Source organism: Streptomyces sp. NPDC012827, from assembly GCF_042900905.1.
Taxonomy (GTDB): Bacteria; Actinomycetota; Actinomycetes; order Streptomycetales; family Streptomycetaceae; genus Streptomyces; species Streptomyces gulbargensis.
On the sequence record NZ_JBIBBY010000009.1, the window covers coordinates 237869 to 263583 of the forward strand.

Consider the following 25715-nt stretch of genomic DNA (forward strand, 5'->3'; position numbering starts at 1 on the left):
GGGGGGCGGGGGGGTTCCTAAATCGGCCGGGGTGTGGGGGGGGGGGCCCCCCCCGGGGGGGGGGTGGGGGGGGGGGGGGGCCCCGCCCCCCCCGGCCGGGGCCCCCCGGCGCGCCGGGCGCGCGGGGGGCCCCGTCCGTGCTGTGACACCCACCGCCCCGCCTCTTCAAGGTCTTGACGGGGACCAAGCCGAAAGCGTCCCCTTAGAGTTCACATGTTGGAGAAAACGGCAGGAGTGAGTGAGTCGATGGAGACTCCCGGGTCGCAGACGTCTCTGCACAGGGCCAATCTCGAACGGGTCGTCCGGGCGGTACGGATGGCCGGGTCGCTCACCCAGGCGGAGATCGCCCGGGCGACGGGCCTGTCCGCCGCCACGGTCTCCAACATCGTGCGCGAGCTCAAGGACGGCGGGACCGTCGAGGTCACGCCCACCTCCGCCGGGGGCCGCCGGGCGCGCAGCGTCTCGCTCTCCGGGGACGCGGGCATCGTCATCGGCGTCGACTTCGGCCACACCCACCTCCGGGTCGCGGTCGGCAACCTCGCCCACCAGGTCCTCGCCGAGGAGGCCGAGCCGCTCGACGTCGACGCCTCCGCCGCCGAGGGCTTCGACCGGGCGGAACAGCTGGTCACGCGGCTGATCGAGGCCACCGGCATCGGCCGGGACAAGGTCATCGGCGTGGGGCTCGGTGTGCCGGGCCCCATCGACGTCTCCTCCGGGACGCTGGGCTCGACCTCGATCCTGCCGGGCTGGAGCGGCATCAACCCGGCCGAGGAGCTCTCGGCCCGTCTCGGCGTCCCCGTGCACGTCGACAACGACGCCAACCTCGGCGCCCTCGGCGAACTCGTCTGGGGCAGCGGCCGGGGCGTGAAGGACCTCGCGTACATCAAGGTGGCCAGCGGCGTCGGCGCCGGTCTGGTGATCGACGGCCGGGTCTACCGGGGCCCCGGCGGCACCGCCGGCGAGATCGGGCACATCACCCTGGACGAGTCCGGTCCCGTCTGCCGCTGCGGCAACCGGGGCTGCCTGGAGACCTTCACCGCGGCCCGCTACGTCCTGCCGCTGCTCCGGCCCAGCCACGGCCCGGACCTCACCATGGAGCGGGTGGTCCAGCTGGCCCGCGAGGGCGACCCGGGCTGCCGCCGGGTCGTCGCCGACGTGGGCCGGCACATCGGCAGCGGCATCGCCAACCTGTGCAACCTGCTCAACCCCAGCCGGGTGGTGCTCGGCGGGGACCTGGCCGAGGCCGGCGAGCTGGTCCTCGCGCCCATCAGGGACTCCGTCTCGCGGTACGCGATCCCCAGCGCCGCCCGGCAGCTCTCGCTCGCGCAGGGCGCCCTCGGGGGGCGCGCCGAGGTGCTGGGGGCGCTGGCCCTGGTGCTCAACGAGATGGGGGACTCGACGCTGCTGCACAGTGCGGGGAGCGCGCTGCCCGCCGCCGCGCCCGTGGGCACGCCTGCCTTCACTTAGATTACGAACGGCACCGTTGTCATCTCGTTAAGGATTTACTTCTTGACGTCGATCGTGCGGCCGAGTTGACTTCGTGCCACCTCGGCCGCAACGTCGCGGCCTCGTCAGGGAGGCAACCCCACATGAACGCAATGACGCGTCGCGTCGTCATAGGCACGGCCGCGGTCTCGATGGCTCTCTCGCTCGCCGCCTGCGGCAAGGCCGGTGACGGCGGCTCGGACGGCGGCGGTGACGGCAAGACCATCGGTCTGCTCCTGCCGGAGAACAAGACCACGCGTTACGAGACCTTCGACCGCCCGATCATCGAGGCGAAGATCAAGGCCCTGTGCTCCGACTGCGAGGTCAAGTACAACAACGCCGCGCAGGACACCGAGACCCAGAAGAAGCAGTTCGACGCGCTCGTCACCCAGGGCGTGAAGGTGATCATCCTGGACTCGGTCGACTACAAGGCCACCAAGTCCTGGGTGCAGCAGGCCGAGAAGAAGGGCGTCAAGGTGGTCGCGTACGACCGCCTGGCCGAGGGCCCGATCTCCGCCTACGTCTCCTACGACAACGAGAAGATCGGCCGCCTCCAGGGCGAGGCGCTGGTGAAGGCGCTCGGCGCCAAGGCCACGGACGCCAACGTTGTCATGATCAACGGCTCGCCGACCGACCCCAACGCCCCGCTGTTCAAGAAGGGCGCCCACAGCGTCCTCGACACCGGCGTGAAGAAGGTCGTCTACGAGCAGGACATCCCGGACTGGTCCCCGGACGAGGCCAACAAGAAGATGGGCGCCGCGATCGACTCCCTGGGCAAGAACGGCTTCCAGGGCGTCTACTCGGCCAACGACGGCATGGCCGGCGGCATCATCACCGCTCTGAACAAGCAGGGCGTCAAGGTCCCGGTCGGCGGCCAGGACGCCGAGCTCGCCGGTCTGCAGCGCATCCTCAAGGGCGACCAGGCCTTCACCATCTACAAGCAGATCAAGCCGGAGGCCGAGACCACCGCCGAGATCGCGGTGCGCCTCCTCAAGGGCGAGAAGATCGACGACCTGGTCCCCACCAAGGTCACCAGCCTGACCGGTGAGTTCAAGGACATCCCGGCGAAGCTGTACGACGCGCAGATCGTGACCAAGGAGAACATCGCCTCCACGATCGTCGCCGACGGCGTCTACAAGGCCGCCGACATCTGCACCGCCGAGTACAAGGCGGCCTGCGACGCGGCCGGCGTCAAGTAACGCCCCCGGCCCGTCCCGGAACCGGTCCGGCGCGCCCCGCCCCGTCCGACGCCCCGCAAGCGGGGGCGGGGACGCCGGACTCACCACCCCCCTCGTGCTTTCGCACCCCCTTGTGCTCCCGCACCTCATCCCCGCCGGTCAGGCGGCAAGGAGATGATTCACGTGTCCGCTACGCCCGTGCTGGCGTTGCGCGGGGTCTCCAAGCGGTTCGGCGCCGTCCAGGTGCTCACCGACGTCGATCTGGAGATCCATGCCGGAGAGGTCGTCGCCCTCGTGGGCGACAACGGCGCCGGCAAGTCGACCCTCGTCAAGACCATCTCGGGTGTCCACCCGATCGACGAGGGCGTCATCGAGTGGGAGGGCCGCCCGGTCCAGCTCACCAAGCCCCACGACGCACAGAACCTCGGCGTCGCGACCGTCTACCAGGACCTCGCGCTCTGCGACAACCTCGACGTCGTCGCCAACCTCTTCCTCGGCAGCGAGCTGGCCTCCGCCTCCGTCCTCGACGAGATCGCGATGGAGAAGCGGGCCCGGGAACTCCTGGACACCCTGTCCATCCGGATACCCAGCGTCCGTATCCCCGTCGCCGCCCTCTCCGGCGGACAGCGCCAGGTCGTGGCCATCGCCCGCGCGCTGATCGGCGACCCGAAGATCGTCATCCTCGACGAGCCCACCGCCGCCCTCGGCGTCGAGCAGACCGCACAGGTGCTCGACCTCGTGGAGCGGCTGCGCGAGCGCGGCCACGGCGTCATCCTCATCAGCCACAACATGGCCGACGTGCGCGCCGTCGCCGACAAGGTCGCCGTGCTCCGGCTCGGCCGCAACAACGGCGTCTTCGACGTCGCGGACACCACCCACGAGACGATCATCGCCGCCATCACCGGTGCCACGGACAACGCCGTGACCCGTCGGCAGGCCCGTACGGCCGCGAAGGAGGACGCCAAGTGAGCGACCTCGCCAAGACCCCGAAGTCCCCGGCGGACGCCGGTACCGACACCACGACCCAGGCCCCGGCCGCCGCCGAGGGCTCCGCCGCCCCCGTCCCGGCCGTCGACCCGCGCCTCCTCGTCCGCGAGGAGGGCCTCAAGGGCTACTGGACCGAGTTCACCCGCAAGATCCGCGGCGGCGAGCTCGGCTCCCTGCCGGTCGTCCTCGGCCTGATCGTCATCGCGGTCGTCTTCCAGCTCCAGAACAGCAACTTCCTGTCCGCGAGCTCGGTCGCCAACATCGCGGTGTACTCCTCCGGCCTCGGCATCATGGCCGTCGGCATCGTCTTCGTCCTCATCCTGGGCGAGATCGACCTGTCGATGGGCTCCGTCGCCGGCGTCGGCGCCGCCGTCTGGGCCGGACTCCAGGTGAGCAACGGCACCAACGAATGGCTCGCCATCGTCCTCGCCGTCCTCACCGGCACCGTCATCGGCGCCCTCCACGGCTTCTTCTTCGCCAAGATCGGCGTCCCCGCCTTCGTGGTGACCCTCGCCGGCTTCCTCGGCTGGATGGGCCTCCAGGAGTGGCTCATGGGCGGCGAGGGCTCCATCAACACGCCCTCCGGCAGCGTGGTGGAAAACCTCACCAACTACTTCTTCGCCGACAAGATCGCCGCCTACGGCCTCGCCGTCCTCGCGATCGCCGTCTACCTGGTCTCCCTGCTCCGCGACAGCAGCCGCCGCAAGGCCGCCCAGCTCCCGGCCCGCCCGGTCACCGAGATCGCGCTGCGCACCGCCGTCGTCGCGGTCCTCGTCCTCGCCGTCGCCTACGTCATGAACGAGCCCGAGGGCGCCCGCGGCCTGCCGCTCGCCCTCGTCCTCTTCCTGGCCGTCCTGGTGATCGCCGACTTCGTCGCCCGCCGCACCGTCTTCGGCCGCAAGGTCTTCGCCGTCGGCGGCAACGCCGAGGCCGCCCGGCGCGCCGGCATCAACGTCGACCTGGTCCGCATCAGCGTCTTCGCCATCGCCGGCACCCTCGCCGCGTTCGGCGGACTCTTCATCGCCAGCCTCTCCGGCGGCGCCACCAAGTCGCTCGGCGGCGGCAACACGCTGATGCTGGTCATCGCCGCTGCCGTCATCGGCGGCACCAGCCTCTTCGGCGGCCGGGGCAAGGTCTGGTCGGCACTCCTGGGCATGATCGTGATCCAGTCCATCCAGCAGGGCCTGAACATGATCGGCATGTCCAACGCCATCCAGAACATGATCACCGGCGCGGTGCTCCTCGCCGCCGTCGTGATCGACTCGGTCTCCCGCCGCACGCAGAAGACCGCCGGGCGCGCCTGACGCCCGGGTAACGCTCGCCACACCGCCCGGCGCCGCGAAACCGGCGCCGGGCACCGGTGCGTCCGGAGCAGTGCGGGCGCGCGTGCGGAGCCGTGACGGATCAGGAGGACGGCTCCGTGCGGATCACGCGTACGGAGCCGTACAGATCAGCGGTCCATGGGCCGTACGGGTGATGCCTCACCCCCGGCCCGATGCCCGGGATCCAGGACGGAACATTAGACTCGACCGAATCGGCAAGCTCGACCAGCACACGCAAGGAGGCACGGGTGGCCCTGCTGACCCGTATCAGGGGACCGCGCGACCTGGACCGGCTCTCCCCGGAACAGCTGGAGCAGCTGGCCGCGGAGATCCGGACCTTCCTCGTCGACGCCGTCTCCAAGACCGGCGGACACCTCGGCCCCAACCTCGGCGTGGTCGAACTGACCATCGCCCTGCACCGCGTCTTCGAGTCCCCCAAGGACAAGGTCCTCTGGGACACCGGCCACCAGAGCTACGTCCACAAGCTGCTCACCGGCCGCCAGGACTTCTCCCGGCTGAAGATGAAGGGCGGCCTGTCCGGCTACCCCTCGCAGGCCGAGTCCGAGCACGACGTCATCGAGAACTCGCACGCCTCCACGGTCCTGGGCTGGGCCGACGGCCTCGCCAAGGCCAACGAGATCCTGCGCAAGGACGACCACGTCGTCGCGGTCATCGGTGACGGAGCCCTCACCGGCGGCATGGCCTGGGAGGCGCTCAACAACATCGCCGCCGCCAAGGACCGCCCGCTCGTCATCGTCGTCAACGACAACGAGCGCTCGTACGCCCCCACCATCGGCGGCCTCGCCAACCACCTGGCCACCCTGCGCACCACCGACGGGTACGAGCGGTTCCTCGCCCGCGGCAAGGACATCCTGGAGCGCACCCCCGTCGTCGGGAAGCCGCTCTACGAGACCCTCCACGGCGCCAAGAAGGGCCTGAAGGACTTCATCGCCCCGCAGGGCATGTTCGAGGACCTGGGCCTGAAGTACGTCGGCCCCATCGACGGCCACGACCTCGAGGCCCTGGAGTCGGCCCTCACCCGCGCCAAGCGCTTCGGCGGCCCCGTCATCGTCCACTGCATCACGCAGAAGGGCCGCGGCTACGAGCCCGCGCTCGCCGACGAGGCCGACCGCTTCCACGCCGTCGGCAAGATCCACCCCGACACCGGCCTGCCGATCTCCACGTCCGGGGCCGACTGGACCGGCGTCTTCGCCGACGAGATGGTCGCGCTCGGCAAGGAGCGCGAGGACATCGTCGCCATCACGGCGGCCATGCTCCAGCCCGTCGGCCTCGACAAGTTCGCCAAGGTCTTCCCCGACCGCGTCTTCGACGTCGGCATCGCCGAACAGCACGCCGCGGTCTCCGCCGCCGGCCTGGCCACCGGCGGACTGCACCCCGTCTTCGCCGTCTACGCCACCTTCCTCAACCGGGCCTTCGACCAGGTCCTCATGGACGTGGCCCTGCACAAGTGCGGTGTCACCTTCGTCCTGGACCGGGCCGGTGTCACCGGCACCGACGGTGCCTCCCACAACGGCATGTGGGACATGTCGATCCTCCAGGTCGTGCCCGGCCTGCGGCTCGCCGCCCCGCGCGACGCCGACCAGGTCCGCGCCCAGCTCCGCGAGGCCGTCGAGGTCACCGACGCCCCCACCGTGGTCCGCTTCTCCAAGGGCGCGGTCGGCCCCGCCGTCCCCGCCGTGGGACGCGTCGGCGGCATGGACGTGCTCCGCGAGCCCGGTACCGACCGCCCCGACGTGCTGCTGGTCTCCGTCGGCGCCCTCGCGCCGATGTGCCTGGAGATCGCCGGCCTGCTCGACCGGCACGGCATCTCCACCACCGTGGTCGACCCCCGCTGGGTCAAGCCGGTCGACGAGGCCCTCGCCCCGCTGGCCGAGCGCCACCGCGTCGTCGTCACCGTCGAGGACAACAGCCGCGTCGGCGGCGTCGGCTCGGCCGTCGCCCAGGCGCTGCGCGACGCCGGCGTGGACGTACCGCTGCGTGACTTCGGCATCCCGCCGCGCTTCCTCGACCACGCCTCCCGGGGCGAGGTCCTGGCCGAGATCGGGCTGACCGCCCCGGACATCGCGCGCCAGGTCACCGGCCTGGTGTCCCGTCTCGACGGCCGGTTCGAAGAGAGCAGCCAGGCGGTGGAGCCCGCCCGCGACTGACGCACCCCGTCACCCGGCGTCACCATTGGGCCGGTCGGATCACCCTTACAGGTGCCGACCGGCCCTTCCGCGTGCATCCTGACCTGAGAGCGGGCAGCCCCATGGCAGGGAGGTACGACGGTGAGTACGGACCAACGGCCACGCGCCAACTCCGGCATGTTCCGGACCAAGACGGTCGAGCAGTCGATCCGCGACACGGAGGAACCGGAGCACGCGCTCCGGAAATCCCTCTCGGCCTGGGACCTCACGGTCTTCGGCGTCGGCGTCATCATCGGCACCGGCATCTTCGTCCTGACCGGCAAGGTCGCCAAGGAGAACGCCGGCCCGGCGACGGCCCTCGCCTTCGTCGCCGCCGGCATCGTCTGCGCCCTCGCCGCCCTCTGCTACGCCGAGTTCGCCTCGACGGTGCCGGTGGCGGGATCGGCGTACACCTTCGCGTACGCCTCGATCGGCGAGCTGCCCGCCTGGATCATCGGCTGGGACCTCGTCCTGGAGTTCGCCCTCGGTACGGCGGTGGTCGCCGTCGGCTGGTCGGGGTACGTCCGCTCGCTGATGGACAACATCGGCTGGCATCTGCCGGCCGCCCTGGAAGGCCCCGACGCGCCCGGCGGCACCTTCGACATCCTGGCCTTCCTCCTCGTCCTGGTCCTCACCGTCATCCTCGTCCTCGGGATGAAGCTCTCCGCGCGCATCACCGCCCTCGTCGTCGCCATCAAGGTGACCGTGGTGATGATCGTGATCGTCGCGGGCCTGTTCTTCGTCGTCGGTGACAACTACAAGCCCTTCATCCCGCCCGCCGTCACCCCCGAGGGCGGCGGCTCCAACTGGGACTCGCCGCTGGTTCAGCTGCTGTTCGGGTACGAGCCGACCAACTTCGGCGTCATGGGCATCTTCACCGCCGCCTCCGTCGTCTTCTTCGCCTTCATCGGCTTCGACGTCGTGGCCACCGCCGCCGAGGAGACCAAGCTGCCGCAGCGCGACATGCCCCGCGGCATCCTCGGCTCCCTCTTCATCTGCACCGTGCTCTACGTGGCCGTCGCCCTCGTCGTCACCGGCATGCAGCACTACACCGAGCTCTCCGTCAGCGCCCCCCTCGCCGATGCCTTCAAGGCCGCCGGACACCCCTTCTACGCGGGCGTGATCAGCTTCGGCGCCGCCGTCGGCCTCACCACGGTCTGTCTGATCCTGCTGCTCGGCCAGACCCGGGTCTTCTTCGCCATGAGCCGCGACGGCCTGCTGCCCCGGTTCTTCTCGGTGACCCACCCCAAGTACCGGACCCCCTACCGGCCGACGATCCTCCTCGGCGTGCTCATCGCGATCGTCGCGGGCTTCACCAGCATCAACGAGCTGGCGACGCTGGTGAACATCGGCACCCTCTTCGCCTTCGTCGTCGTCGCCGCCGGCGTCATCGTCATGCGCCGCAGCCGCCCCGACCTGCCCCGCGCCTTCCGCACCCCGTGGGTCCCGGCCCTGCCCATCCTCTCCATCGCGGCCTCCCTGTGGCTGATGCTGAACCTGCCCGGCGAGACCTGGTTCCGGTTCGCGGTCTGGATGGCGATCGGCATCGTCGTGTACTTCCTGTACGGACGCGGCCACAGCCGGCTCGGCCGGGAGGGCCGGGACGCCACCTACTGAGCCCCCGCCGCGGGCGTCCACGGGGGCGCCCGCGGCGGCCGCGTACGGGTTTCCGGGCGGCGGAGGGACGGGTTCACCCGGGCCGATAGGGTCGGCTCGTACCCGACCTCAACGTTGACCGGAGTGCTGCAGCCCCCATGGCGAATCGATCCGAGGCCCCCACAGCCCGCCCCACCGGTTCCCCCGCCGCCCCCAGACTCCACGGCGCCTGGCTGGCCCGTGGCAAGGAGGGGAGATTCAGCGCCTACCTGCCCAGGAACGGCGAGGTGGTCCGCTGGACCGAGGGGGCCGACGGCCGCTGGACCGGCCCCGTCTCGCTCGGCGGCGGCGGGGTGCTCCTCCCCGGCCTCTCGGTGGGCCAGGGCGCCGACGGCTACGTCCACCTCGTCGCGCTGCGACCGGTCGCCGGCGGCGAGCCGGACCACGTCGAACTGGTGCACACCACCCAGTACCAGACGGGCCGCCCCGCCCTGGAGTGGCGCTCCCTCGCCCACCCCAACGGGCCCTCCTACACCTGGACCGGGACCCCGGCCGTCACCGTGGACGGCATCGGCCGCACCTACGTCTTCTCCCGCAACGGGGGCGGCGGCGTCAGCGTCCGCGCGCAGAAGGACGCCGGCGGCTGGCACCCCTGGTGGGACCTCCTCGGCTCCAAGACCGACCCCTCGCCCGCCGCGGTCACCAACGGCTCCGGCTTCGTCGAGCTGTACAGCTCCCACGCCAAGGGCCTCTGCCGCTACCAGCAGCGCGAGTCCGGCGGCAAGCCGGTCCGCGAGGAGCTCCTGCCCGCCTCCGTGACCATGGGCACCCTCACCGCCGTCACCGGCCCCTCCGGGCACACCACGGCCTTCTACGTCGACCAGGAGGGCCACGTGTGCGCCTGGTCCCCGGACCGCTCCCTCGCCCCCACCCGCCTCGTCGAGGCCGCCGGGCCGGGCCCCCTCACCGCCACCCGCTGCGTCGTCGACGGCGCCGACCGCACCGTCCTCGCCCAGCGGGCCGAGGACGGCCGCCTCGCCCTGTGCGCCCACCCCAGCGAGCAGGAGGACGCGGGCACCGCCTGGACGTACACCGGCACGCCGTACGGGGAGCTGTCCACCGCCCTGCGCGCCGGGCCCGACGGCCGCCTGGCCGCGCTGGCCCTGGCCGACGGCTCGCTGCTCACCGCCCGCGGCCGCCCCGGCGCGGACGTGACGGCCCTGGAAGCCTGGCACCCCCTCGGCTGACCCGCCGGCCCCGCACGGGGCCCCGGCACGGGGAACGGCCCCGGCACCTTCCCAGGTGCCGGGGCCGTTCCCGTACGTGCCGTCCTGCCGTTACGCCGGGACGCTCGCCACGCCCTGCGCCAGGAACCGCTTGCCGTTGACGCGCTCGGAGACGCCCTCACGGTCCAGGTACGGCGTGATGCCGCCCAGGTGGAAGGGCCAGCCCGCGCCGGTGATCAGGCAGAGGTCGATGTCCTGCGCCTCGGCGACGACACCCTCCTCCAGCATCAGGCCGATCTCCTGCGCCACCGCGTCCAGGACGCGCCTCCGGGCCTGCTCCTCGGTCAGGACGGTGTCGCCCTGCTTCAGGAGGGCGGCGACCTCGGGGTCCAGCTCCGGCTTCCCGGAGTCGTACACGTAGAAGCCCCGCTTGCCGGCCTCGACGACCGCCTTCAGGTTGGGGGAGACCGTGAAGCGCTCCGGGAAGGCGCGGTTCAGGGTCTCGGAGACGTGCAGGCCGATCGCCGGGCCGACGAGCTCCAGGAGGACCAGCGGGGACATCGGCAGGCCCAGCGGCTCGACCGCCTTCTCCGCCGTGGCCACCGGGGTGCCCTCGTCGATGATGTTCTGGATCTCGCCCATGAAGCGGGTCAGGATGCGGTTCACGACGAACGCCGGGGCGTCCTTCGTCAGCACACCCGTCTTCTTCAGCTTCTTGGCGACGGCGAAGGCCGTGGCCAGCGAGGCGTCGTCGGTCTTCTCGCCGCGGACGATCTCCAGGAGCGGAAGGATCGCGACCGGGTTGAAGAAGTGGAAGCCGACCACGCGCTCCGGGTGCTGGAGCTTCGAGGCCATCGCGGAGACCGACAGCGAGGAGGTGTTGGTGGCGAGGATCGCGTGCGCCGGGGCGACCGCCTCGACCTCCGCGAACACCTTCTGCTTGACGCTCATCTCCTCGAACACGGCCTCGATGATGAAGTCCGCGTCCGCGAAGCCCTCGGCCTTGTCCAGGACACCGGAGACCAGACCCTTGAGACGGTTGGCCTTGTCCTGGTTGATCCGGCCCTTGCCGAGCAGCTTGTCGATCTCGGCGTGGACGTAGCCCACGCCCTTGTCGACGCGCTCCTGGTCGATGTCGGTCAGGACGACCGGCACCTCCAGGCGGCGCAGGAACAGCAGGGCCAGCTGCGAGGCCATCAGACCGGCGCCGACGACACCGACCTTGGTGACCGGGCGGGCCAGCGACTTGTCCGGCGCGCCGGCCGGGCGCTTGGCGCGCTTCTGCACGAGGTTGAAGGCGTAGATGCCGGAACGCAGCTCGCCGCCCATGATCAGGTCGGCGAGGGCCTGGTCCTCGGCGTCGAAGCCCTTCTGCAGGTCGCCGTCCTTGGACGCCTCGATGATGTCCAGGGCGCGGTACGCGGCCGGAGCGGCCCCGTGCACCTTGGAGTCGGCGACGAAGCGGCCCTTGGCGACGGCCTGGTCCCAGCCCTCGCCGCGGTCGATCTCCGGACGCTCGACCGTGACGTCGCCCTTGAGGACGGACGCGGTCCAGATCAGCGACTGCTCCAGGAAGTCGGCGCCCTCGAAGATCGCGTCGGCGATGCCGAGCTCGAAGACCTGCTTGCCCTTGAGCTGGCGGTTCTGGTTGAGCGAGTTCTCGATGATGACCTGGACGGCCTTCTCCGCGCCGATCAGGTTCGGCAGGATCGTGCAGCCGCCCCAGCCGGGCACGAGGCCGAGGAAGACCTCGGGCAGCGAGAAGGCCGGCAGGGCCTTCGACACGGTGCGGTAGGTGCAGTGCAGACCGACCTCGACACCGCCGCCCATGGCCGCGCCGTTGTAGTACGCGAAGGTCGGCACGGCGAGCGCGGACAGCCGCTTGAAGACGTCGTGGCCGCCCTTGCCGATGGCGAGCGCGTCCTCGTGCCGCTTCAGCAGCTCGACACCCTTGAGGTCGGCGCCGACGGCGAAGATGAACGGCTTGCCGGTGATGCCGACGCCGACGATCTCGCCGTTCGCGGCCTCCGCCTCGACCTGGTCGATCGCCGTGTTCAGGTTGGCGAGGGACTGTGGGCCGAAGGTGGTCGGCTTGGTGTGGTCGAAGCCGTTGTCCAGCGTGATCAGCGCGAACCGGCCCGCACCCGCGGGCAGCTCGAAGTGACGTACGTGGGCGCTGGTGACGACCTCGTCCGGGAACAGCTCGGCCGCACCCTTCAGAAGCTCGGCGGTGTTGCTCACTTGCCCTCCCAGTGGGGGTTCTCCCAGATGACCGTCGCGCCCATGCCGAAGCCGACGCACATGGTGGTGAGGCCGTAACGGACCTGCGGCTGCTCCTCGAACTGGCGGGCCAGCTGCGTCATCAGACGGACGCCGGAGGAGGCGAGCGGGTGACCGAAGGCGATGGCGCCGCCGTACTGGTTGACGCGCGCGTCGTCGTCGGCGATGCCGTAGTGGTCGAGGAAGGCGAGGACCTGGACGGCGAACGCCTCGTTGATCTCGAACAGGTTGATGTCGTCGATCGTCAGGCCCGCCTTGGCGAGGGCCTTCTCGGTCGCCGGGATCGGGCCGTAGCCCATGACCTCGGGCTCCACGCCGGCGAAGGCGTAGGAGACCAGGCGCATCTTGACCGGGAGACCGTTCTCCCGGGCGAAGTCCTCGGAGGCGATGATCGAGGCGGTGGCGCCGTCGTTCAGGCCGGCCGCGTTGCCCGCGGTCACGTTGCCGTGGACGCGGAACGGCGTCTTCAGACCGGCCAGCGACTCCAGGGTGGTGCCCGGGCGCATCGGCTCGTCGGCGGTGACCAGGCCCCAGCCGGTCTCGCCGGCCTCGGGGGAGGTGCGGCGGACCGAGATCGGCACCAGGTCCTGCTGGATCTTGCCGTCGGCGTACGCCTTGGCGGCCTTCTCCTGCGAGCGCACGGCGTACTCGTCGGCACGGCGCTTGGTGATGTGCGGGTAGCGGTCGTGCAGGTTCTCGGCGGTCATGCCCATGAAGAGGGCCGACTCGTCGACGAGCTTCTCCGACACGAAGCGCGGGTTCGGGTCGACACCCTCGCCCATCGGGTGGCGGCCCATGTGCTCGACACCGCCGGCGATGACGGCGTCGTACGCGCCGAAGGCGATCGAACCGGCCACCGAGGTGACGGCGGTCAGCGCGCCGGCGCACATACGGTCGATGGAGTAACCCGGCACCGACTGCGGCAGCCCGGCCAGGATGCCCGCCGTACGCCCGAGGGTCAGACCCTGGTCGCCGATCTGCGTGGTGGCCGCGATCGCGACCTCGTCGATCTTCGCGGGGTCCAGGCCCGGGTTGCGGCGCAGCAGCTCCCGGATGGCCTTCACGACGAGATCGTCGGCGCGGGTCTCGTGGTAGATGCCCTTCGGGCCCGCCTTGCCGAACGGGGTGCGGACGCCGTCGACGAAGACGACGTCCCTGACGGTACGAGGCACGATGGCTCTCCTCCAGGGTGCGGGATGGCACTGCTGCGGCGCACGGCTAAGCGTGCGCTTGCTTCCCCCATGCTACTTGTGGGTAACCAAGCTGCCCACCCCCTGAGGGGCAAGCGGTGAAGGTCACATCCGCGGATCACGCCGACCGTGGCCGCCTTTCCGGCCACCTTCGGCTCGGGGACGGCGCGCGGAACGCGGCCCTCGTGATGAGTGTCCCCGCGCGGAGCGCGACGGAGGGGGAGGACATGTCCGACGACGAGGTGAGGAACTGGCCGGCCCGTACGGCTCTTCCGAGTCCCGAGCCGAGCCCCGGGACGCGCGAAGGTCCCCGGGCGGGCCGGGGACCTTCGTGGACCGGTCGTCTCAGGCGGTGGCGGCCAGCGCCGTCACCAGGAGCGGGGTGACCAGGCCGACCTGCCAGGGGCGCGCGCCGTGGGCTGTCAGGGCGGCGGCGACCGTCTCCTCCGTGGCGGGCGCCGGGGGCTCCCAGCAGACCCGCCGCACGGTGTCGGGGGTGATCAGGTTCTCCTGCGGGAGGTTCAGCTCCTCCGCCAGCGCCGACACCGCGGTACGCGCCGCCGACAGCCGCGCGGCCGCCACCGGGTCCTTGTCCGCCCACGCGCGCGGCGGGGGCGGCCCGGTGACCTGCTGGCCCGGCTGGGGCAGCTCGTTCTCGGGGAGCGCCCGGGCCCGGTCCACCGCGGCCTGCCACTGCTCCAGCTGGCGCCGGCCCATCCGGTGGCCGAAGCCCGGCAGCGCGGAGAGCGCGGCCGCGTTCGCGGGGAGGGCCAGGGCCGCCTCCACGATCGCCGCGTCGCTCAGCACCTTGCCGGGGGAGACGTCGCGCCGCTGGGCGATCCGGTCCCGGGCCGTCCACAGCTCCCGTACCACCGCCATCTGGCGGCGCCGGCGGACCTTGTGCATGCCGGAGGTGCGGCGCCAGGGGTCCTTGCGGGGCGGGGCGGGCGGGGCCGAGGCGATGGCGTCGAACTCCTGGCGGGCCCACTCCAGCTTGCCCTGCCGGTCCAGCTCCTTCTCCAGGGCGTCGCGCAGGTCGACCAGGAGCTCCACGTCCAGCGCGGCGTACCGCAGCCACGGCTCGGGCAGCGGCCGGGTGGACCAGTCCACGGCGGAGTGGCCCTTCTCCAGGGCGTACCCGAGGACGGACTCGACCATCGCGCCGAGGCCGACCCGCGGGAAGCCCGCGAGCCGCCCGGCGAGCTCGGTGTCGAAGAGGGAGGTGGGGAGCATGCCTATGTCGCGCAGGCACGGCAGGTCCTGGGTGGCGGCGTGCAGGATCCACTCGGTCCCGGCGAGTGCCTCGCCGAGGCCGGAGAGGTCCGGGCAGCCGACCGGGTCGATCAGGGCGGTCCCGGCCCCCTCGCGGCGGAGCTGGACGAGATAGGCGCGCTGGCCGTAGCGGTAGCCGGAGGCGCGCTCGGCGTCCACGGCGACGGGGCCGCTGCCGGCCGCGAAGGCGGCGATCACCTCGGCGAGGGCTTCCTCGCTCGCGACGACGGGCGGAACCCCCTCACGGGGCTCCAGCAACGGGATCGGAAGCCCATTCGCAGGGACATCGTCGTCCGGGGGGCCGCCCCCGGTGGTGCGCAGTGCTGTGTCTGCTGCGGTCTCTTGGGCGTCGGTCACCCGTCAAGGGTATCCGTCCACCGGCGGTCACCCCCCGAGGAACGGGCGGAACGTTCCGTCGACAGGTGACCGCGGCGCGCCGGTGGTGCCTCAGTGGATGATTCCGGTGCGCAGGGCCACCGCGACCATCCCGGCGCGGTCGCCGGTGCCCAGCTTGCGGGCGATGCGGGCGAGGTGGCTCTTGACGGTCAGGGCCGAGAGGCCCATGGAGACGCCGATCGCCTTGTTGGACTGTCCCTCGGCCACCAGCCGCAGCACCTCGACCTCACGGCCGGAGAGCTCGCGGTAGCCGCCCGGGTGGCTCGGGGCACCCGGGGGGCGGCGGTGGCCGAGGCGGGCGGCGGCGGCGCCGATCGGCGCGGCACCCGGGCGTGTCGGGTGCCCGATGTTGGTACGGGTGCCGGTGACGACATAGCCCTTGACGCCGCCGGCGAGGGCGTTGCGCACGGCGCCGATGTCGTCGGCGGCCGAGAGGGCCAGGCCGTTGGGCCAGCCCGCGGCGCGGGTCTCGGACAGCAGGGTCAGACCGCTGCCGTCGGGCAGGTGGACGTCGGCCACGCAGATGTCGCGCGGGTTGCCGACGCGGGGACGGGCCTCCGCGATGGACGACGCCTCGATCACGTCACGTACTCCGAGGGCCCACAGGTGGCGGGTGACGGTGGAGCGGACGCGCGGGTCGGCCACGACGACCATGGCCGTCGGCTTGTTCGGGCGGTAGGCGACCAGGCTTGCGGGCTGCTCGAGGAGAACGGACACCAGGCCTCCTGGGGGGAAGGTGCGGGACGGAGCCGGCTCGGGGAAGAAGCCGGGGGCGAACCCGTGCTGTGAAGGGGTCACTGAATCCTTCGGCAGCAGGGCCGCCCGCCTTTAGGGAAAGATCACGATTTAGTGAGTAACAATTCGGGCAATTCGGACGCGTGAGCGAGCGTCGGCCGGAACGTCCCCGCCGCTCACCCCCACGGGGGACCCCGTCAAGCGCCCTGCGGCCCCCGCCGCTGGGGCAGCGACACAACCCCCGCCCCGGCCGTCGTCGAACCCGGCTCAGGAGCCACCGGCGGCAGCCCCGCGATCTGGCACAGCAGATCGCACCACGCCGCCAGGTGCGCCCCCGTGTCCGGCGCCCCGCCCAGCCCCTCGCGCGGCGTCCACGACGCCCTGATCTCGATCTGCGTCGCCGGCCTGCGGTCCGCCAGGCCCCCGAAATAGTGCGAGCCCGCCATCGTCACGGTCCCGCTCGCCTCGCCGTACGCCAGCCCCCGCGCCTCCAGCGCGCCCGTCAGCCACGACCAGCACACCTCCGGCAGCAGAGGATCGGCCGCCATCTCCGGCTCCAGCTCCGCCCGCACCAGCGTCACCAGCCGGAACGTTCCCTTCCAGGCCTCGTGGCCGTCCGGATCGTGCAACAGGACCAGCCGCCCGTCCGCCAGATCATCCTCGCCGTCCACCACCGCCGCCTCCACCGCGTAGGCGTACGGGGCGAGACGCTGCGGCGGCCGCGTCGGATCGACCTCCATCTCCGGCCGCAGCCGCGCCGCACGCAAGCCCTCGACCGCCCGCCGGAACGCCGGCGGCGCCGCGTCCCCCTCCGTACCCCCCGCCGTGTCGCCCGCCCCTCGATTGCCCTCGGAATGATCGGAAAAATGTCCCTGAGCCGCAGCCATGCGGGGAAGAGTAGGCGGAACGGGGCCGCCGCGCAGGGAGGGACACCCGCCCCGCACGAGCGGCTTACCGCCACATGCGAAGATTTGGGCGTGAGTGCCATGGACAGCCCGACGGGCCAGCAGACGAAGCAGCAGTCGCGGACGTACGACTCCGCGTTCCTCAAGGCGTGCCGGCGCGAGCCCGTACCCCACACCCCCGTCTGGTTCATGCGACAGGCCGGGCGCTCCCTCCCCGAGTACCTCAAGGTCCGCGAGGGCATCCCCATGCTCGAGTCGTGCATGCGGCCCGAGCTGGTCACCGAGATCACCCTCCAGCCCGTACGCCGCCACAAGGTCGACGCCGCCATCTTCTTCAGCGACATCGTCGTCCCCCTCAAGGCCATCGGCATCGACCTCGACATCAAGCCCGGCGTCGGCCCCGTCGTCGCCGAGCCCATCCGCACCCGCGCCGACCTCGACCGCCTGCGCGACCTCACCCCCGAGGACGTCCACTACGTCACCGAGGCCATCGGCATGCTCACCGCCGAACTGGGCGAGACCCCGCTCATCGGCTTCGCCGGCGCGCCCTTCACCCTCGCGAGCTACCTCGTCGAGGGCGGCCCGTCCCGCAACCACGAGCACACCAAGGCGCTCATGTACGGCGACCCGCAGCTCTGGGCCGACCTCCTCGACCGCCTCGCCGACATCACCGCCGCCTTCCTCACCGTCCAGATCGAGGCCGGCGTCTCCGCCGTCCAGCTGTTCGACTCCTGGGTCGGCGCGCTCGCCCCCGCCGACTACCGCCGCTCCGTGATGCCCGCCTCCACCAAGGTCTTCGACGCCGTCGCCGGCCACGGCGTCCCCCGCATCCACTTCGGCGTCGGCACCGGCGAACTGCTCGGCCTCATGGGCGAGGCCGGCGCCGACGTCGTCGGCGTCGACTGGCGCGTCCCCCTCGACGAGGCCGCCCGCCGCGTCGGCCCCGGCAAGGCCCTCCAGGGCAACCTCGACCCCGCCGTCCTCTTCTCCTCCCGCGAGGCCGTCGAAGCCAAGACCGACGAGGTCCTCGCCGCCGCCCGGGACCTCGAAGGACACGTCTTCAACCTCGGCCACGGCGTGCTGCCCACCACCGACCCCGACGCGCTGACCCGGCTCGTCGAGTACGTGCACACCCGGACGGCCGTCTGACGCCGCCCGCGCCGAGCACGACGGCGGGGCCGGGACCGTACGGAAGGTACGGGACCGGCCCCGCCGCCGTCGTCACGGGCCGACCCGAAGGAGAGGACCGGCCCCCCGGCTCGTCAGCCGGCCGCCCGCACCGCCGCCACCGCCTTCCGGGCCGCCACGAGCACCGGATCCCACACCGGCGAGAACGGCGGCGCGTACCCCAGATCCAGCGCCGCCACCTCCTCCACCGACATCCGCGCCGACAGCGCCACCGCCGCCACGTCCACCCGCTTCGCCGCACCCTCCCGGCCCACGATCTGCACCCCCAGCAGCCGGCCCGTCCGCCGCTCCGCCAGCATCTTCACCGTCATCGGCGCCGCCCCCGGGCAGTAGCCCGCCCGGCTCGTCGACTCCACCGTCACCGACACGAACCGCAGCCCCACCTCCCGGGCGTCCCTCTCCCGCAGGCCCGTCCGCGCGATCTCCAGATCGCACACCTTCGACACCGCCGTCCCCACCACCCCCGGGAACGTCGCGTAGTCCCCGCCCACGTTCGAGCCGATCACCTGGCCCTGCTTGTTCGCGTGCGTCCCCAGCGGCACGTACTGCTCCCGGCCCGACACCAGATCCAGCACCTCCACACAGTCACCACCCGCCCAGACGTTCTCCTGGCCCCGCACCCGCATCGCCAGATCCGTCAGCAACCCCCCGTACGACCCCAGCGGCAGCCCCGCGGCCTGTGCCAGCGAAGTCTCCGGCACCACCCCCACCCCCAGCACCACCACATCCGCCGGATACTCCGCCGCGTCCGTCGCCACCGCCCGCACCCGGCCGTCCCCGTCCACCACGAACCCCGTCACCTCGGCGGACCCCACCGTCCGGATCCCCAGCCCGTCCATCGCCCGGTGCACCAGCCGCCCCATCTCCGGATCCAGCGTCGACATCGGCTGCTCGCTCCGGTTCACCACCGTCACCTCGAAGCCCCGCTTCAACAGCGCCTCCGCCATCTCCACCCCGATGTACCCGGCCCCCACCACGACCGCCCGGCGCCCCCGCGCCCCCGACAGCCCGTCCAGCAACGCCTGCCCGTCCTCCAGCGTCTGGACCCCGAACACCCCCCGCGCGTCCACCCCCGGCACCGGCGGACGCAACGGCCGCGCCCCCGTCGCGATCACCAGCCGGTCGAACCCCGTCCAGCCCTCCGCACCCGACTCCACGTCCCGCCACCGCACCCGCTGCCCCGGCACATCGAGCTCCGTCACCTCCGTCCGCATCCGCAGATCGATGTCCCGCGCCCGATGCTCCTCAGGTGCCCGCGCGATCAACTCCTCCCGCCCCGGCACGTCCCCACTCACCCAGTACGGAATCCCGCACGCCGAATACGAGGAGAAGCGCCCCCGCTCGAACGCCACGATCTCCAACTCGCCCGCGCCCTTGAGCCTGCGCGCCTGCGAAGCGGCCGACATCCCCGCCGCGTCCCCACCGATGACCACCAGTCGTTCCGTCATGGGGCCATTCTCATGGGCTCGGTTCGCCTCCGGGCGCCCGAGCCGGGCTCACGGCCCCGGGCGTGCCGGGCCGCCTGCGGTGGGGTGCCGAGGCGGTTTGAGAGAGTGGGGGCATGAACGCGGACACCACGGGACCCCACGTCGTCGTCGCGGGCGGCGGCATCGCCGGGCTCGCCGCCGCGCGCCGGCTGCTCGCCGGGGGCGCGCGCGTCACCCTCCTCGAAGGCGACGACCGGCTCGGCGGGAAACTGCTCTCCGGAGAGATCGCCGGCGCCCCCGTGGACCTCGGCGCCGAGTCGCTGCTCGCCCGCCGCCCCGAGGCCGTCGCCCTCGCCCGCGACGTCGGGCTCGGCGAACGGCTCCAGGGCCCCGCCACCACCACCGCCTCCGTCTGGTCCCGGGGCCGGCTCGTGCCCATGCCCAAGGGGCACGTCATGGGCGTCCCCGGCGACGCCCGCGCCGTCGAAGACCTCCTGTCCGAGGAAGGCGTGCGCCGGATCGGACAGGACGGCGACCTGCCCCCCACCGAGATCGGCGACGACACCGCCATCGGCGCGTACGTCGCCGCCCGCATGGGCCACGAGGTCGTCGACCGGCTCGTCGAACCCCTCCTCGGCGGCGTCTACGCCGGCGACGCCTACCGCATCTCCATGAAGGCCGCCGTCCCCGCCCTCTTCGACGCCGCCCGCCGCCACCCCGCCCTCACCGAAGCCGTCCGCGCCGTCCAGCGGGCCGGCGCCGCCGTCCCCGCCGACGCGGCCGGCGCCGCCACCGGCCTCGGCGGCTCCGTCTTCGCCGGCCTCGACGGCGGCATCGGCACCCTGCCCGCCGCCGTCGCCGCCGCCGTCCGCGCCGCCGGCGGCGAGATCCGCACCGGCACGCCCGTCACCGCCCTGCGCCGCCCCGGCGCCACCGGCTGGCAGGTCGTCACCCCCGGCCGCGTCCTCGACGCCGACGCCGTCCTCCTCGCCACCCCCGCCGGACCCGCCGCCGGCCTCCTCGCCGACCACGCCCCGGCCGCCGCCGCCGACCTCGCCGCCGTCGAGTACGCCTCCATGGCCCTCGTCACCCTCGCCTTCCGCCGCGCCGACATGCCCGCCCTCACCGGCTCCGGCTTCCTCGTGCCGCCCGTCGACGGGCACACCATCAAGGCCTCCACCTTCTCCAGCCGGAAATGGCGCTGGGTCTCCGAACACGCCCCCGACCTCTTCCTGCTCCGCACCTCCGTCGGCCGCCACGGCGAGGAGGAACAGCTCCACCGGGACGACGCCGACCTCGTCGCCGCCTCCCTCAAGGACCTCGCCGCCGCCACCGGCCTCACCGCCCGCCCCGTCGCCACCACCGTCACCCGCTGGACCGGCGGCCTGCCCCAGTACCCCGTCGGCCACCTCGCCCGCGTCGCCCGCGTCCGCGAGGCCGTCGCCGCCCTCCCCGGACTGCGGCTCGCGGGCGCCGCGTACGACGGCGTCGGCATCCCCGCCTGCATCGCCTCCGCCCACCGCGCCGCCGACGAGATCATCGCCACGCGGCGAACCCCCCACCCCGGTGCGGGGCACTCCTCGTGACGGGCGAGAATAGGCGTATGAGTGCGCCCGAAAAGATCCCGAACGCCGGTAAGAAGGCGAAGGACCTCAACGAGGTCATCCGCTACACCCTGTGGTCCGTGTTCAAGCTGCGCGACGTCCTGCCCGCCGACCGCGCCGGATACGCCGACGAGGTCCAGGAGCTGTTCGACCAGCTCGCCGCCAAGGACATCACCGTCCGCGGCACGTACGACCTCTCCGGTCTCCGCGCCGACGCCGACGTCATGATCTGGTGGCACGCCGAGACGAGCGACGAGCTCCAGGAGGCGTACAACCTCTTCCGCCGCACCAAGCTCGGCCGCGCCCTGGAGCCGGTCTGGTCCAACATGGCGCTGCACCGCCCCGCCGAGTTCAACAAGTCGCACATCCCGGCCTTCCTCGCCGACGAGACCCCGCGCGACTACGTCTCGGTCTACCCCTTCGTCCGCTCCTACGACTGGTACCTGCTGCCGGACGAGGACCGCCGCCGCATGCTGGCCGACCACGGCAAGATGGCCCGCGGCTTCCCCGACGTCCGCGCCAACACCGTCGCCTCCTTCTCCCTCGGCGACTACGAGTGGCTCCTCGCCTTCGAGGCCGACGAACTGCACCGCATCGTCGACCTCATGCGTCACCTGCGCGGCTCCGAGGCCCGCATGCACGTCCGCGAGGAGGTCCCGTTCTACACCGGCCGCCGCAAGAGCGTCGGCGACCTGGTGGCGGGCCTGGCCTGACGGCCGTACGAACCTGGTGGCGGCCCGGCCCCCGGCCGGACCCCCACCCCTCGACCCGGAAGATCAGACGGCGGGCGTGACCGTTGCCCGCCGCTCCAGCGACACCGGGTCCGGCACCGGGTGCGGCGCGCGTCCCACGCGCGCCGCACCGGCGTCTTCCCCCCGGCCCGAGCCGCCGGACATCCCGGGCGCGGCCTCAGCTGCTGGAGCCGCCACCGCCCCCGCACGAACTCCCGCCGCCCGAACCGCCGCCGCAGGAGCTGCCACCCGAGCCGCCCCCGCACGAGCTCCCGCCCGAACAGGCGCCCCCGCCGCCCGAGCCGCCCCCGCCGTCGTAACCGCCGCCCGCGCACCACACGGCGCCCTCGTCCGCCGACGTACCACCGCCGGACGAGGAAGGAACCGGCCGGCCCCGCCCGTACATCCGCGCCGCGGCGACGAGCTGGTCCCGCAGCACCGGATCCGGCAGCGCCCCCAGACCGTGCAGCGCCACCAGATGCCCGGCGTCCCGGAGATGGCCGTGAGCCGCGCCGTACGCGCCCAGGGCCCGCCACCCCGCCGACGTCACCGCACCCGCCGACGCCGCCCAGCAGGCGATGGCCGCGACGATCACGCCGATCAGCGCCGGCAGCACCTTGAGGACGAACGGGGCCACCGGCTCCTCCTTCGCGGCGGCCTCCATCACGGACAGCACGATCGACACCGGGAGGAGCAGGAACGCCAGGATGCCCAGGACGAGGCAGAGCACCCGGGTCGTGTTCCGTGCGGAAGGCTCCGTGACCAGGCCGCGGGCCGCCAGCCCGTGCCCGATCCGCTGGACGGACGGGCGCCGCATCACCGCGAGCCGCAGATGATGCAGGGCCCCGTACGGAGCCGCCGCGATCTCCTCCAGCACGGCCTGCTCCACCGGGTCACGCGGGGCGGCGGCCGGCGGCGCGGTCACGATCCCGGGCCCGCCGACGGCCAGCCGCCCGTCGGCGTGGAGCGAGGCGAGCGCGGTGTCCACGACCCGGGCCGGGCCGCCGTTCAGGAACGCGGCCTCGTACCGGTCGTGGACCGGCCCGCCCGCCGCCCGGGGGCTGCCCGGCGGCCGGACGACCCGCACCACCAGCAGCGTGACGGCGGCGACCGCGGCCACGTACACGAGGACGACGAGGATGTTCACCGGCGACCACCCCCCGCCAGGACCTCGCGGGCGGCCCGGACCAGCCGGGCGGCCCGGCCGGGCGGCCGGCTCCCGGCCCGCTCCTGCCACCAGCGCGTCAGACGGCGCCGCACCACCGGATCCTCGGGGCGGCCCGCGACCAGCAGGTTCTCGACGAAGGCCAGCGCGTCCCGGCGGTAACCGCCGGTCATCGGCCGGGACCTCGCGTACGCCAGGAACGCCGACCGGTACGCCTCGCCCAGGATCTCCGGCAGCTCCGGCGCGACCTTTGCGACCACCCCCGCCCGCTTGGCCGCGAGCGCCCGTGCCTGCACTCCGAGCCGCCGCTGGTCGAACCCCTCCGGCACCGGCGTCCCCGCCACCAGCGCCGACAGCAGCGCCGCCTGTGCCACACCGACCCGCTGCCGCGCCTCGTCGGTCCGCACGGAGGGCACCTCCACGGCGGGCGGCGACGGCGCGGCGGCGGCGGCCAGCATCGGACCGCCCGAGACGCGCGCGCCCGCGCCGATGAGCAGCGGGGTGCGTGCCGCGGCTGCCGTGCGGGCCACGGACGCCCCGCGCCGGTCCACCGGGCGCGCCGCCGACACGGTGGCGCGGATCGTCGCGAGCTCCGAGGCCAGCTCCTCCGTCGGCGGGAAACGGTCGTCCCGTTCAAGGAGGACCCCGGGCGGGCTGACCCGGGAGGAGAGGTCCGCGAGAATACCGAGAACGGGTTCGGGTACGGGGTGGGCGTGGGTGTCGTGCCAGACACCGTCGCGTTCGACGCCGCCCGCGACGTGGACGTAAGCGATGGCCTCCACGGGAAGCTCGGCCAGGGCCCGCGCGGGGTCCTCGCCCCGGTTGAGGTGGTTGGTGTGCAGGTTGGCGACGTCGATCAGGAGCCGTACCCCGGTGCGTTCCACCAGCTCGGCGAGGAACCGGCCCTCCGTCATCTCCTGGTCCGGCCAGGAGAAGAGGGCGGCGATGTTCTCCAGGGCGAGCGGCACCGGCAGGGCGTCCTGCGCGATCCGCACGTTCTCGCACAGCACGTCCAGGGCGTCGCGGGTGCGGGGCACCGGCAGCAGATGGCCGGCCTCCAGCAGCGGTGTCGCGGTGAGCGGCCCCCCGGCCCGCACGAACGCGATGTGCTCCGTTACCAGCGGCGCCCCCAGCGCCGTCGCCTTCTCCCCGAGCGCGGCCAGGCGGGCCGGGTCGGGGCGGTCGGCGCCGCCGAGGCCGAGCGACACCCCGTGCGGCACGACGGTCACCCCGCGCTCCCGCAGCCGGACCAGGGAGTCCGGCAGGTGACCGGCGCAGATGTTCTCCGCGACGACCTCCACCCAGTCCACCCCGGGCAGCGCCTCGACCGCCTCCGCGATCTCCGGCCGCCAGCCGATCCCGATCCCCAGTTCCCGCATGTCCCGTCCCCCTCCGTCGGACCCCGGTCCCTGAGGTGATGGCCCCCCGGGAAACGCCCGAACCCTGGGAGGGGGACGTTCAGAGCTTCATTTGAGGTTCGCGGGCCCGGGGTCCTGCCGGCGGAGCCGCGGTCGGAGCCCCGGGGGGGGGTACCGCCTTCTCGCCGGACGCCCCGCCCGGCGAGAAGCCGACGCCGCTGACTCGGTGCGGAGGCGCTGGGAGGATGAGCCGTGTGATCACGGATGCGGAATGGAAGCGGCTTCGAGGGAATCTGCGCTTCGGGCAGGTGCTGCGGGGCACCGTCGTGAAGGTGCCGAGCCCGGGGGCGACAGGGATCTTCGTGGATGTCGGCCTGGGCGTCGGGGGCTTCGTCGACGTCCTGCTGCTGCCGGAAGAGGCAGAACAATGGCCCGCCGAGGGCACCGTCACCGATTTCGAGGTCTGGTGGGCGGACAGCCGCCGGCAGATCCGTCTGAAGCCGTCCGCCCCGCAGTACCTGCGGAAGGACTTCGCGGACTTCGCCGCCCGTGTCAGGCCCGGCTGGCCGTCCGACATCGGGCAGCCCGTTCGCGACGGCGGGCCGGTCACCGCGCAGGAGCTTGTTTCGCTCCTTGACCGGCAGGAGCGCCGCGAAGGGTAAGACGCGGGTGCGGGCCCGGGGCGTTCGGAACCCCGGCCCGGACCCTGTGGCGTTCTTCCATGCCTCAGGAATCCGGGCCGGGCGCCGGAGGAGGGGCGTCAGGGGCGGTCGAGGCGCAGGTGAGGGGCGAAGCGGGGGGTGCCCTCGGAGACGACGGTGGGGCCCGGGGCGATCTCGGTGAAGCCGGCGTCGCGGACCACCGGGAGGTGGCTCGCCGTCAGGGCGGCCCAGTGGCCGGGGGAGGCGGTGCGGACGGCGAGGGGGAAGCCGGCCTCGCGCCAGGCCTTGCGGTCGGAGTCGTCCATGGCCCACCACAGCAGTTGCGCGCCGTGACCCGTCTGGGCCATCGCCTTGCCCGCCGTCATGGTGAGGTCCGGGTTCACCCACAGGGTCACCGCGCCGTCGGGGACCGGCCCGGGGGCGGCCGGGTCGTCGAGGTCCGTGCCGGAGACCTGGAGGCGGGCCAGCTCCTTGGGCCAGCCGTCCAGCGGCACCGGCGGGAAGACCCGTACCTCCGCCTCCGCGCCGGTCACCGTGAGGCCCGGCAGGGCCGCCGCGCGGCGCCACTCCGCGCCGCGGGCGCGGCGCACCACCTTGCGGATGCGGGCGTCCTCCCAGTCGGCGACGGCCCGGGCCCACGCGCCGTCGCCGGTCGAGCGGTCGTCGCCGAGCAGCTCCAGGACGGCGCGGGCGGCGGTCTCCAGGGCGTCGGTGCGGGACGGCGGCGCGTCCCGCTCGATCCGGACCACCAGGGGCAGGACGAACTGCGGCTTCTCGTCGCGGGCGTCGGCGTGCGGGGTGTCGTTGCTGCTCACCCGGCAA

The 25715-nt window shown here is 72.9% G+C and carries 20 protein-coding genes; 11 read left to right on the forward strand and 9 right to left on the reverse strand.

Translation table 11 applies throughout. The features are described 5' to 3' along the window. Positions 1–246 precede the first annotated feature (246 nt). The 7 genes from ACFY60_RS21150 to ACFY60_RS21180 all read left to right on the forward strand — a co-directional run bounded on the left by ACFY60_RS21150 (position 247) and on the right by ACFY60_RS21180 (position 10001). A complete protein-coding gene (locus tag ACFY60_RS21150) occupies positions 247–1467 on the forward strand; it encodes an ROK family protein (RefSeq protein WP_388612390.1) in 1221 nt (406 codons plus the stop codon). Between the two features lie 122 nt (positions 1468–1589). Continuing rightward, complete coding sequence (locus ACFY60_RS21155; RefSeq protein WP_388612392.1) at positions 1590–2684, forward strand: sugar ABC transporter substrate-binding protein; 1095 nt, start codon at positions 1590–1592, stop codon at positions 2682–2684. A 153-nt stretch (positions 2685–2837) separates the two neighbouring features. Further along, positions 2838–3632, forward strand: a complete 795-nt coding sequence (locus ACFY60_RS21160) for an ATP-binding cassette domain-containing protein (RefSeq protein WP_309050577.1) — start codon at positions 2838–2840, stop codon at positions 3630–3632. Continuing rightward, positions 3629–4954: a sugar ABC transporter permease gene (locus ACFY60_RS21165; RefSeq protein WP_388612394.1), complete on the forward strand. Its 1326-nt coding sequence runs from the start codon at positions 3629–3631 to the stop codon at positions 4952–4954. Before ACFY60_RS21160 ends, ACFY60_RS21165 begins: the two co-directional genes overlap by 4 nt. A gap of 266 nt (positions 4955–5220) precedes the next feature. Next, entirely contained in the window at positions 5221–7140 is a 1920-nt protein-coding gene (dxs, locus tag ACFY60_RS21170; protein WP_388612396.1) for a 1-deoxy-D-xylulose-5-phosphate synthase, read from the forward strand. A 156-nt stretch (positions 7141–7296) separates the two neighbouring features. Next, complete coding sequence (locus tag ACFY60_RS21175) at positions 7297–8775, forward strand: amino acid permease (protein ID WP_388612593.1); 1479 nt, start codon at positions 7297–7299, stop codon at positions 8773–8775. 137 nt (positions 8776–8912) lie between these two features. Further along, entirely contained in the window at positions 8913–10001 is a 1089-nt protein-coding gene (locus ACFY60_RS21180; RefSeq protein WP_388612398.1) for a hypothetical protein, read from the forward strand. Positions 10002–10091: 90 nt separating this feature from the next. Here ACFY60_RS21180 and ACFY60_RS21185 read toward each other — a convergent pair whose 3' ends face one another. From ACFY60_RS21185 to ACFY60_RS21205, 5 genes are all read right to left on the reverse strand, one after another. Beyond that, the gene (locus ACFY60_RS21185; protein WP_388612400.1) at positions 10092–12221 is read right to left on the reverse strand and encodes a 3-hydroxyacyl-CoA dehydrogenase NAD-binding domain-containing protein; all 2130 of its coding nucleotides are present in this window, start codon (positions 12219–12221) and stop codon (positions 10092–10094) included. Then, positions 12218–13432, reverse strand: coding sequence for a thiolase family protein (locus tag ACFY60_RS21190; RefSeq protein WP_386331348.1), 1215 nt, complete (start codon positions 13430–13432; stop codon positions 12218–12220). Before ACFY60_RS21190 ends, ACFY60_RS21185 begins: the two co-directional genes overlap by 4 nt. Before the next feature lie 363 nt (positions 13433–13795). Further along, positions 13796–15079, reverse strand: a complete 1284-nt coding sequence (locus tag ACFY60_RS21195) for an HRDC domain-containing protein (RefSeq protein ID WP_388612402.1) — start codon at positions 15077–15079, stop codon at positions 13796–13798. A 90-nt stretch (positions 15080–15169) separates the two neighbouring features. Beyond that, positions 15170–15835 carry a response regulator transcription factor gene (locus ACFY60_RS21200; protein WP_015037008.1) on the reverse strand — a complete coding sequence of 222 codons (666 nt, stop codon included), beginning with the start codon at positions 15833–15835 and terminating at the stop codon, positions 15170–15172. Between the two features lie 215 nt (positions 15836–16050). Continuing rightward, a complete protein-coding gene (locus ACFY60_RS21205; protein WP_388612404.1) occupies positions 16051–16740 on the reverse strand; it encodes a DUF3000 domain-containing protein in 690 nt (229 codons plus the stop codon). A 90-nt stretch (positions 16741–16830) separates the two neighbouring features. Here ACFY60_RS21205 and hemE point away from each other — a divergent pair, with 90 nt between their 5' ends. After that, on the forward strand, positions 16831–17907 hold the full coding sequence (gene hemE, locus ACFY60_RS21210; protein ID WP_388612406.1) for a uroporphyrinogen decarboxylase: 1077 nt from the start codon (positions 16831–16833) through the stop codon (positions 17905–17907). Positions 17908–18020: 113 nt separating this feature from the next. Here hemE and ACFY60_RS21215 read toward each other — a convergent pair whose 3' ends face one another. Beyond that, positions 18021–19394 carry an FAD-dependent oxidoreductase gene (locus ACFY60_RS21215; protein ID WP_388612408.1) on the reverse strand — a complete coding sequence of 458 codons (1374 nt, stop codon included), beginning with the start codon at positions 19392–19394 and terminating at the stop codon, positions 18021–18023. A gap of 113 nt (positions 19395–19507) precedes the next feature. On the opposite strand from ACFY60_RS21215, the gene hemG reads away from it, so the two are divergent. Both hemG and hemQ read left to right on the forward strand, forming a co-directional pair. After that, positions 19508–20959 carry a protoporphyrinogen oxidase gene (hemG, locus tag ACFY60_RS21220; RefSeq protein WP_388612410.1) on the forward strand — a complete coding sequence of 484 codons (1452 nt, stop codon included), beginning with the start codon at positions 19508–19510 and terminating at the stop codon, positions 20957–20959. A gap of 17 nt (positions 20960–20976) precedes the next feature. Then, positions 20977–21690, forward strand: a complete 714-nt coding sequence (gene hemQ, locus ACFY60_RS21225) for a hydrogen peroxide-dependent heme synthase (protein ID WP_309051659.1) — start codon at positions 20977–20979, stop codon at positions 21688–21690. 196 nt (positions 21691–21886) lie between these two features. Here the strand turns inward: hemQ and ACFY60_RS21230 are convergent, their stop codons facing one another. Continuing rightward, positions 21887–22855, reverse strand: coding sequence for a TIGR04222 domain-containing membrane protein (locus ACFY60_RS21230; RefSeq protein ID WP_388612413.1), 969 nt, complete (start codon positions 22853–22855; stop codon positions 21887–21889). After that, positions 22852–24252 (reverse strand): DUF692 family multinuclear iron-containing protein, encoded by a 1401-nt coding sequence (locus ACFY60_RS21235; RefSeq protein WP_388612415.1) that lies wholly within the window; start codon positions 24250–24252, stop codon positions 22852–22854. The genes ACFY60_RS21230 and ACFY60_RS21235 overlap by 4 nt, the downstream gene beginning before the upstream one ends. A 224-nt stretch (positions 24253–24476) precedes the next feature. On the opposite strand from ACFY60_RS21235, the gene ACFY60_RS21240 reads away from it, so the two are divergent. Beyond that, on the forward strand, positions 24477–24893 hold the full coding sequence (locus ACFY60_RS21240; RefSeq protein ID WP_388612417.1) for a hypothetical protein: 417 nt from the start codon (positions 24477–24479) through the stop codon (positions 24891–24893). Between the two features lie 98 nt (positions 24894–24991). On the opposite strand, the gene ACFY60_RS21245 is transcribed toward ACFY60_RS21240, so the two are convergent. Beyond that, a complete protein-coding gene (locus ACFY60_RS21245; RefSeq protein WP_388612419.1) occupies positions 24992–25708 on the reverse strand; it encodes a peptidyl-tRNA hydrolase in 717 nt (238 codons plus the stop codon). Positions 25709–25715 lie beyond the last annotated feature (7 nt).

Bases quoted from the DNA above. Each gene is read 5' to 3' on its own strand.
- ACFY60_RS21150 (WP_388612390.1), top strand. From the start codon at position 247: ATGGAGACTCCCGGGTCGCAGACGTCTCTGCACAGGGCCAATCTCGAA.
- ACFY60_RS21155 (WP_388612392.1), top strand. From the start codon at position 1,590: ATGAACGCAATGACGCGTCGCGTCGTCATAGGCACGGCCGCGGTCTCG.
- ACFY60_RS21160 (WP_309050577.1), top strand. From the start codon at position 2,838: ATGATTCACGTGTCCGCTACGCCCGTGCTGGCGTTGCGCGGGGTCTCC.
- ACFY60_RS21175 (WP_388612593.1), top strand. From the start codon at position 7,297: ATGTTCCGGACCAAGACGGTCGAGCAGTCGATCCGCGACACGGAGGAA.
- ACFY60_RS21180 (WP_388612398.1), top strand. From the start codon at position 8,913: ATGGCGAATCGATCCGAGGCCCCCACAGCCCGCCCCACCGGTTCCCCC.
- ACFY60_RS21205 (WP_388612404.1), bottom strand. From the start codon at position 16,740: ATGGCTGCGGCTCAGGGACATTTTTCCGATCATTCCGAGGGCAATCGA.
- ACFY60_RS21215 (WP_388612408.1), bottom strand. From the start codon at position 19,394: ATGACGGAACGACTGGTGGTCATCGGTGGGGACGCGGCGGGGATGTCG.
- hemG (WP_388612410.1), top strand. From the start codon at position 19,508: ATGAACGCGGACACCACGGGACCCCACGTCGTCGTCGCGGGCGGCGGC.
- hemQ (WP_309051659.1), top strand. From the start codon at position 20,977: ATGAGTGCGCCCGAAAAGATCCCGAACGCCGGTAAGAAGGCGAAGGAC.
- ACFY60_RS21235 (WP_388612415.1), bottom strand. From the start codon at position 24,252: ATGCGGGAACTGGGGATCGGGATCGGCTGGCGGCCGGAGATCGCGGAG.
- ACFY60_RS21240 (WP_388612417.1), top strand. From the start codon at position 24,477: ATGAGCCGTGTGATCACGGATGCGGAATGGAAGCGGCTTCGAGGGAAT.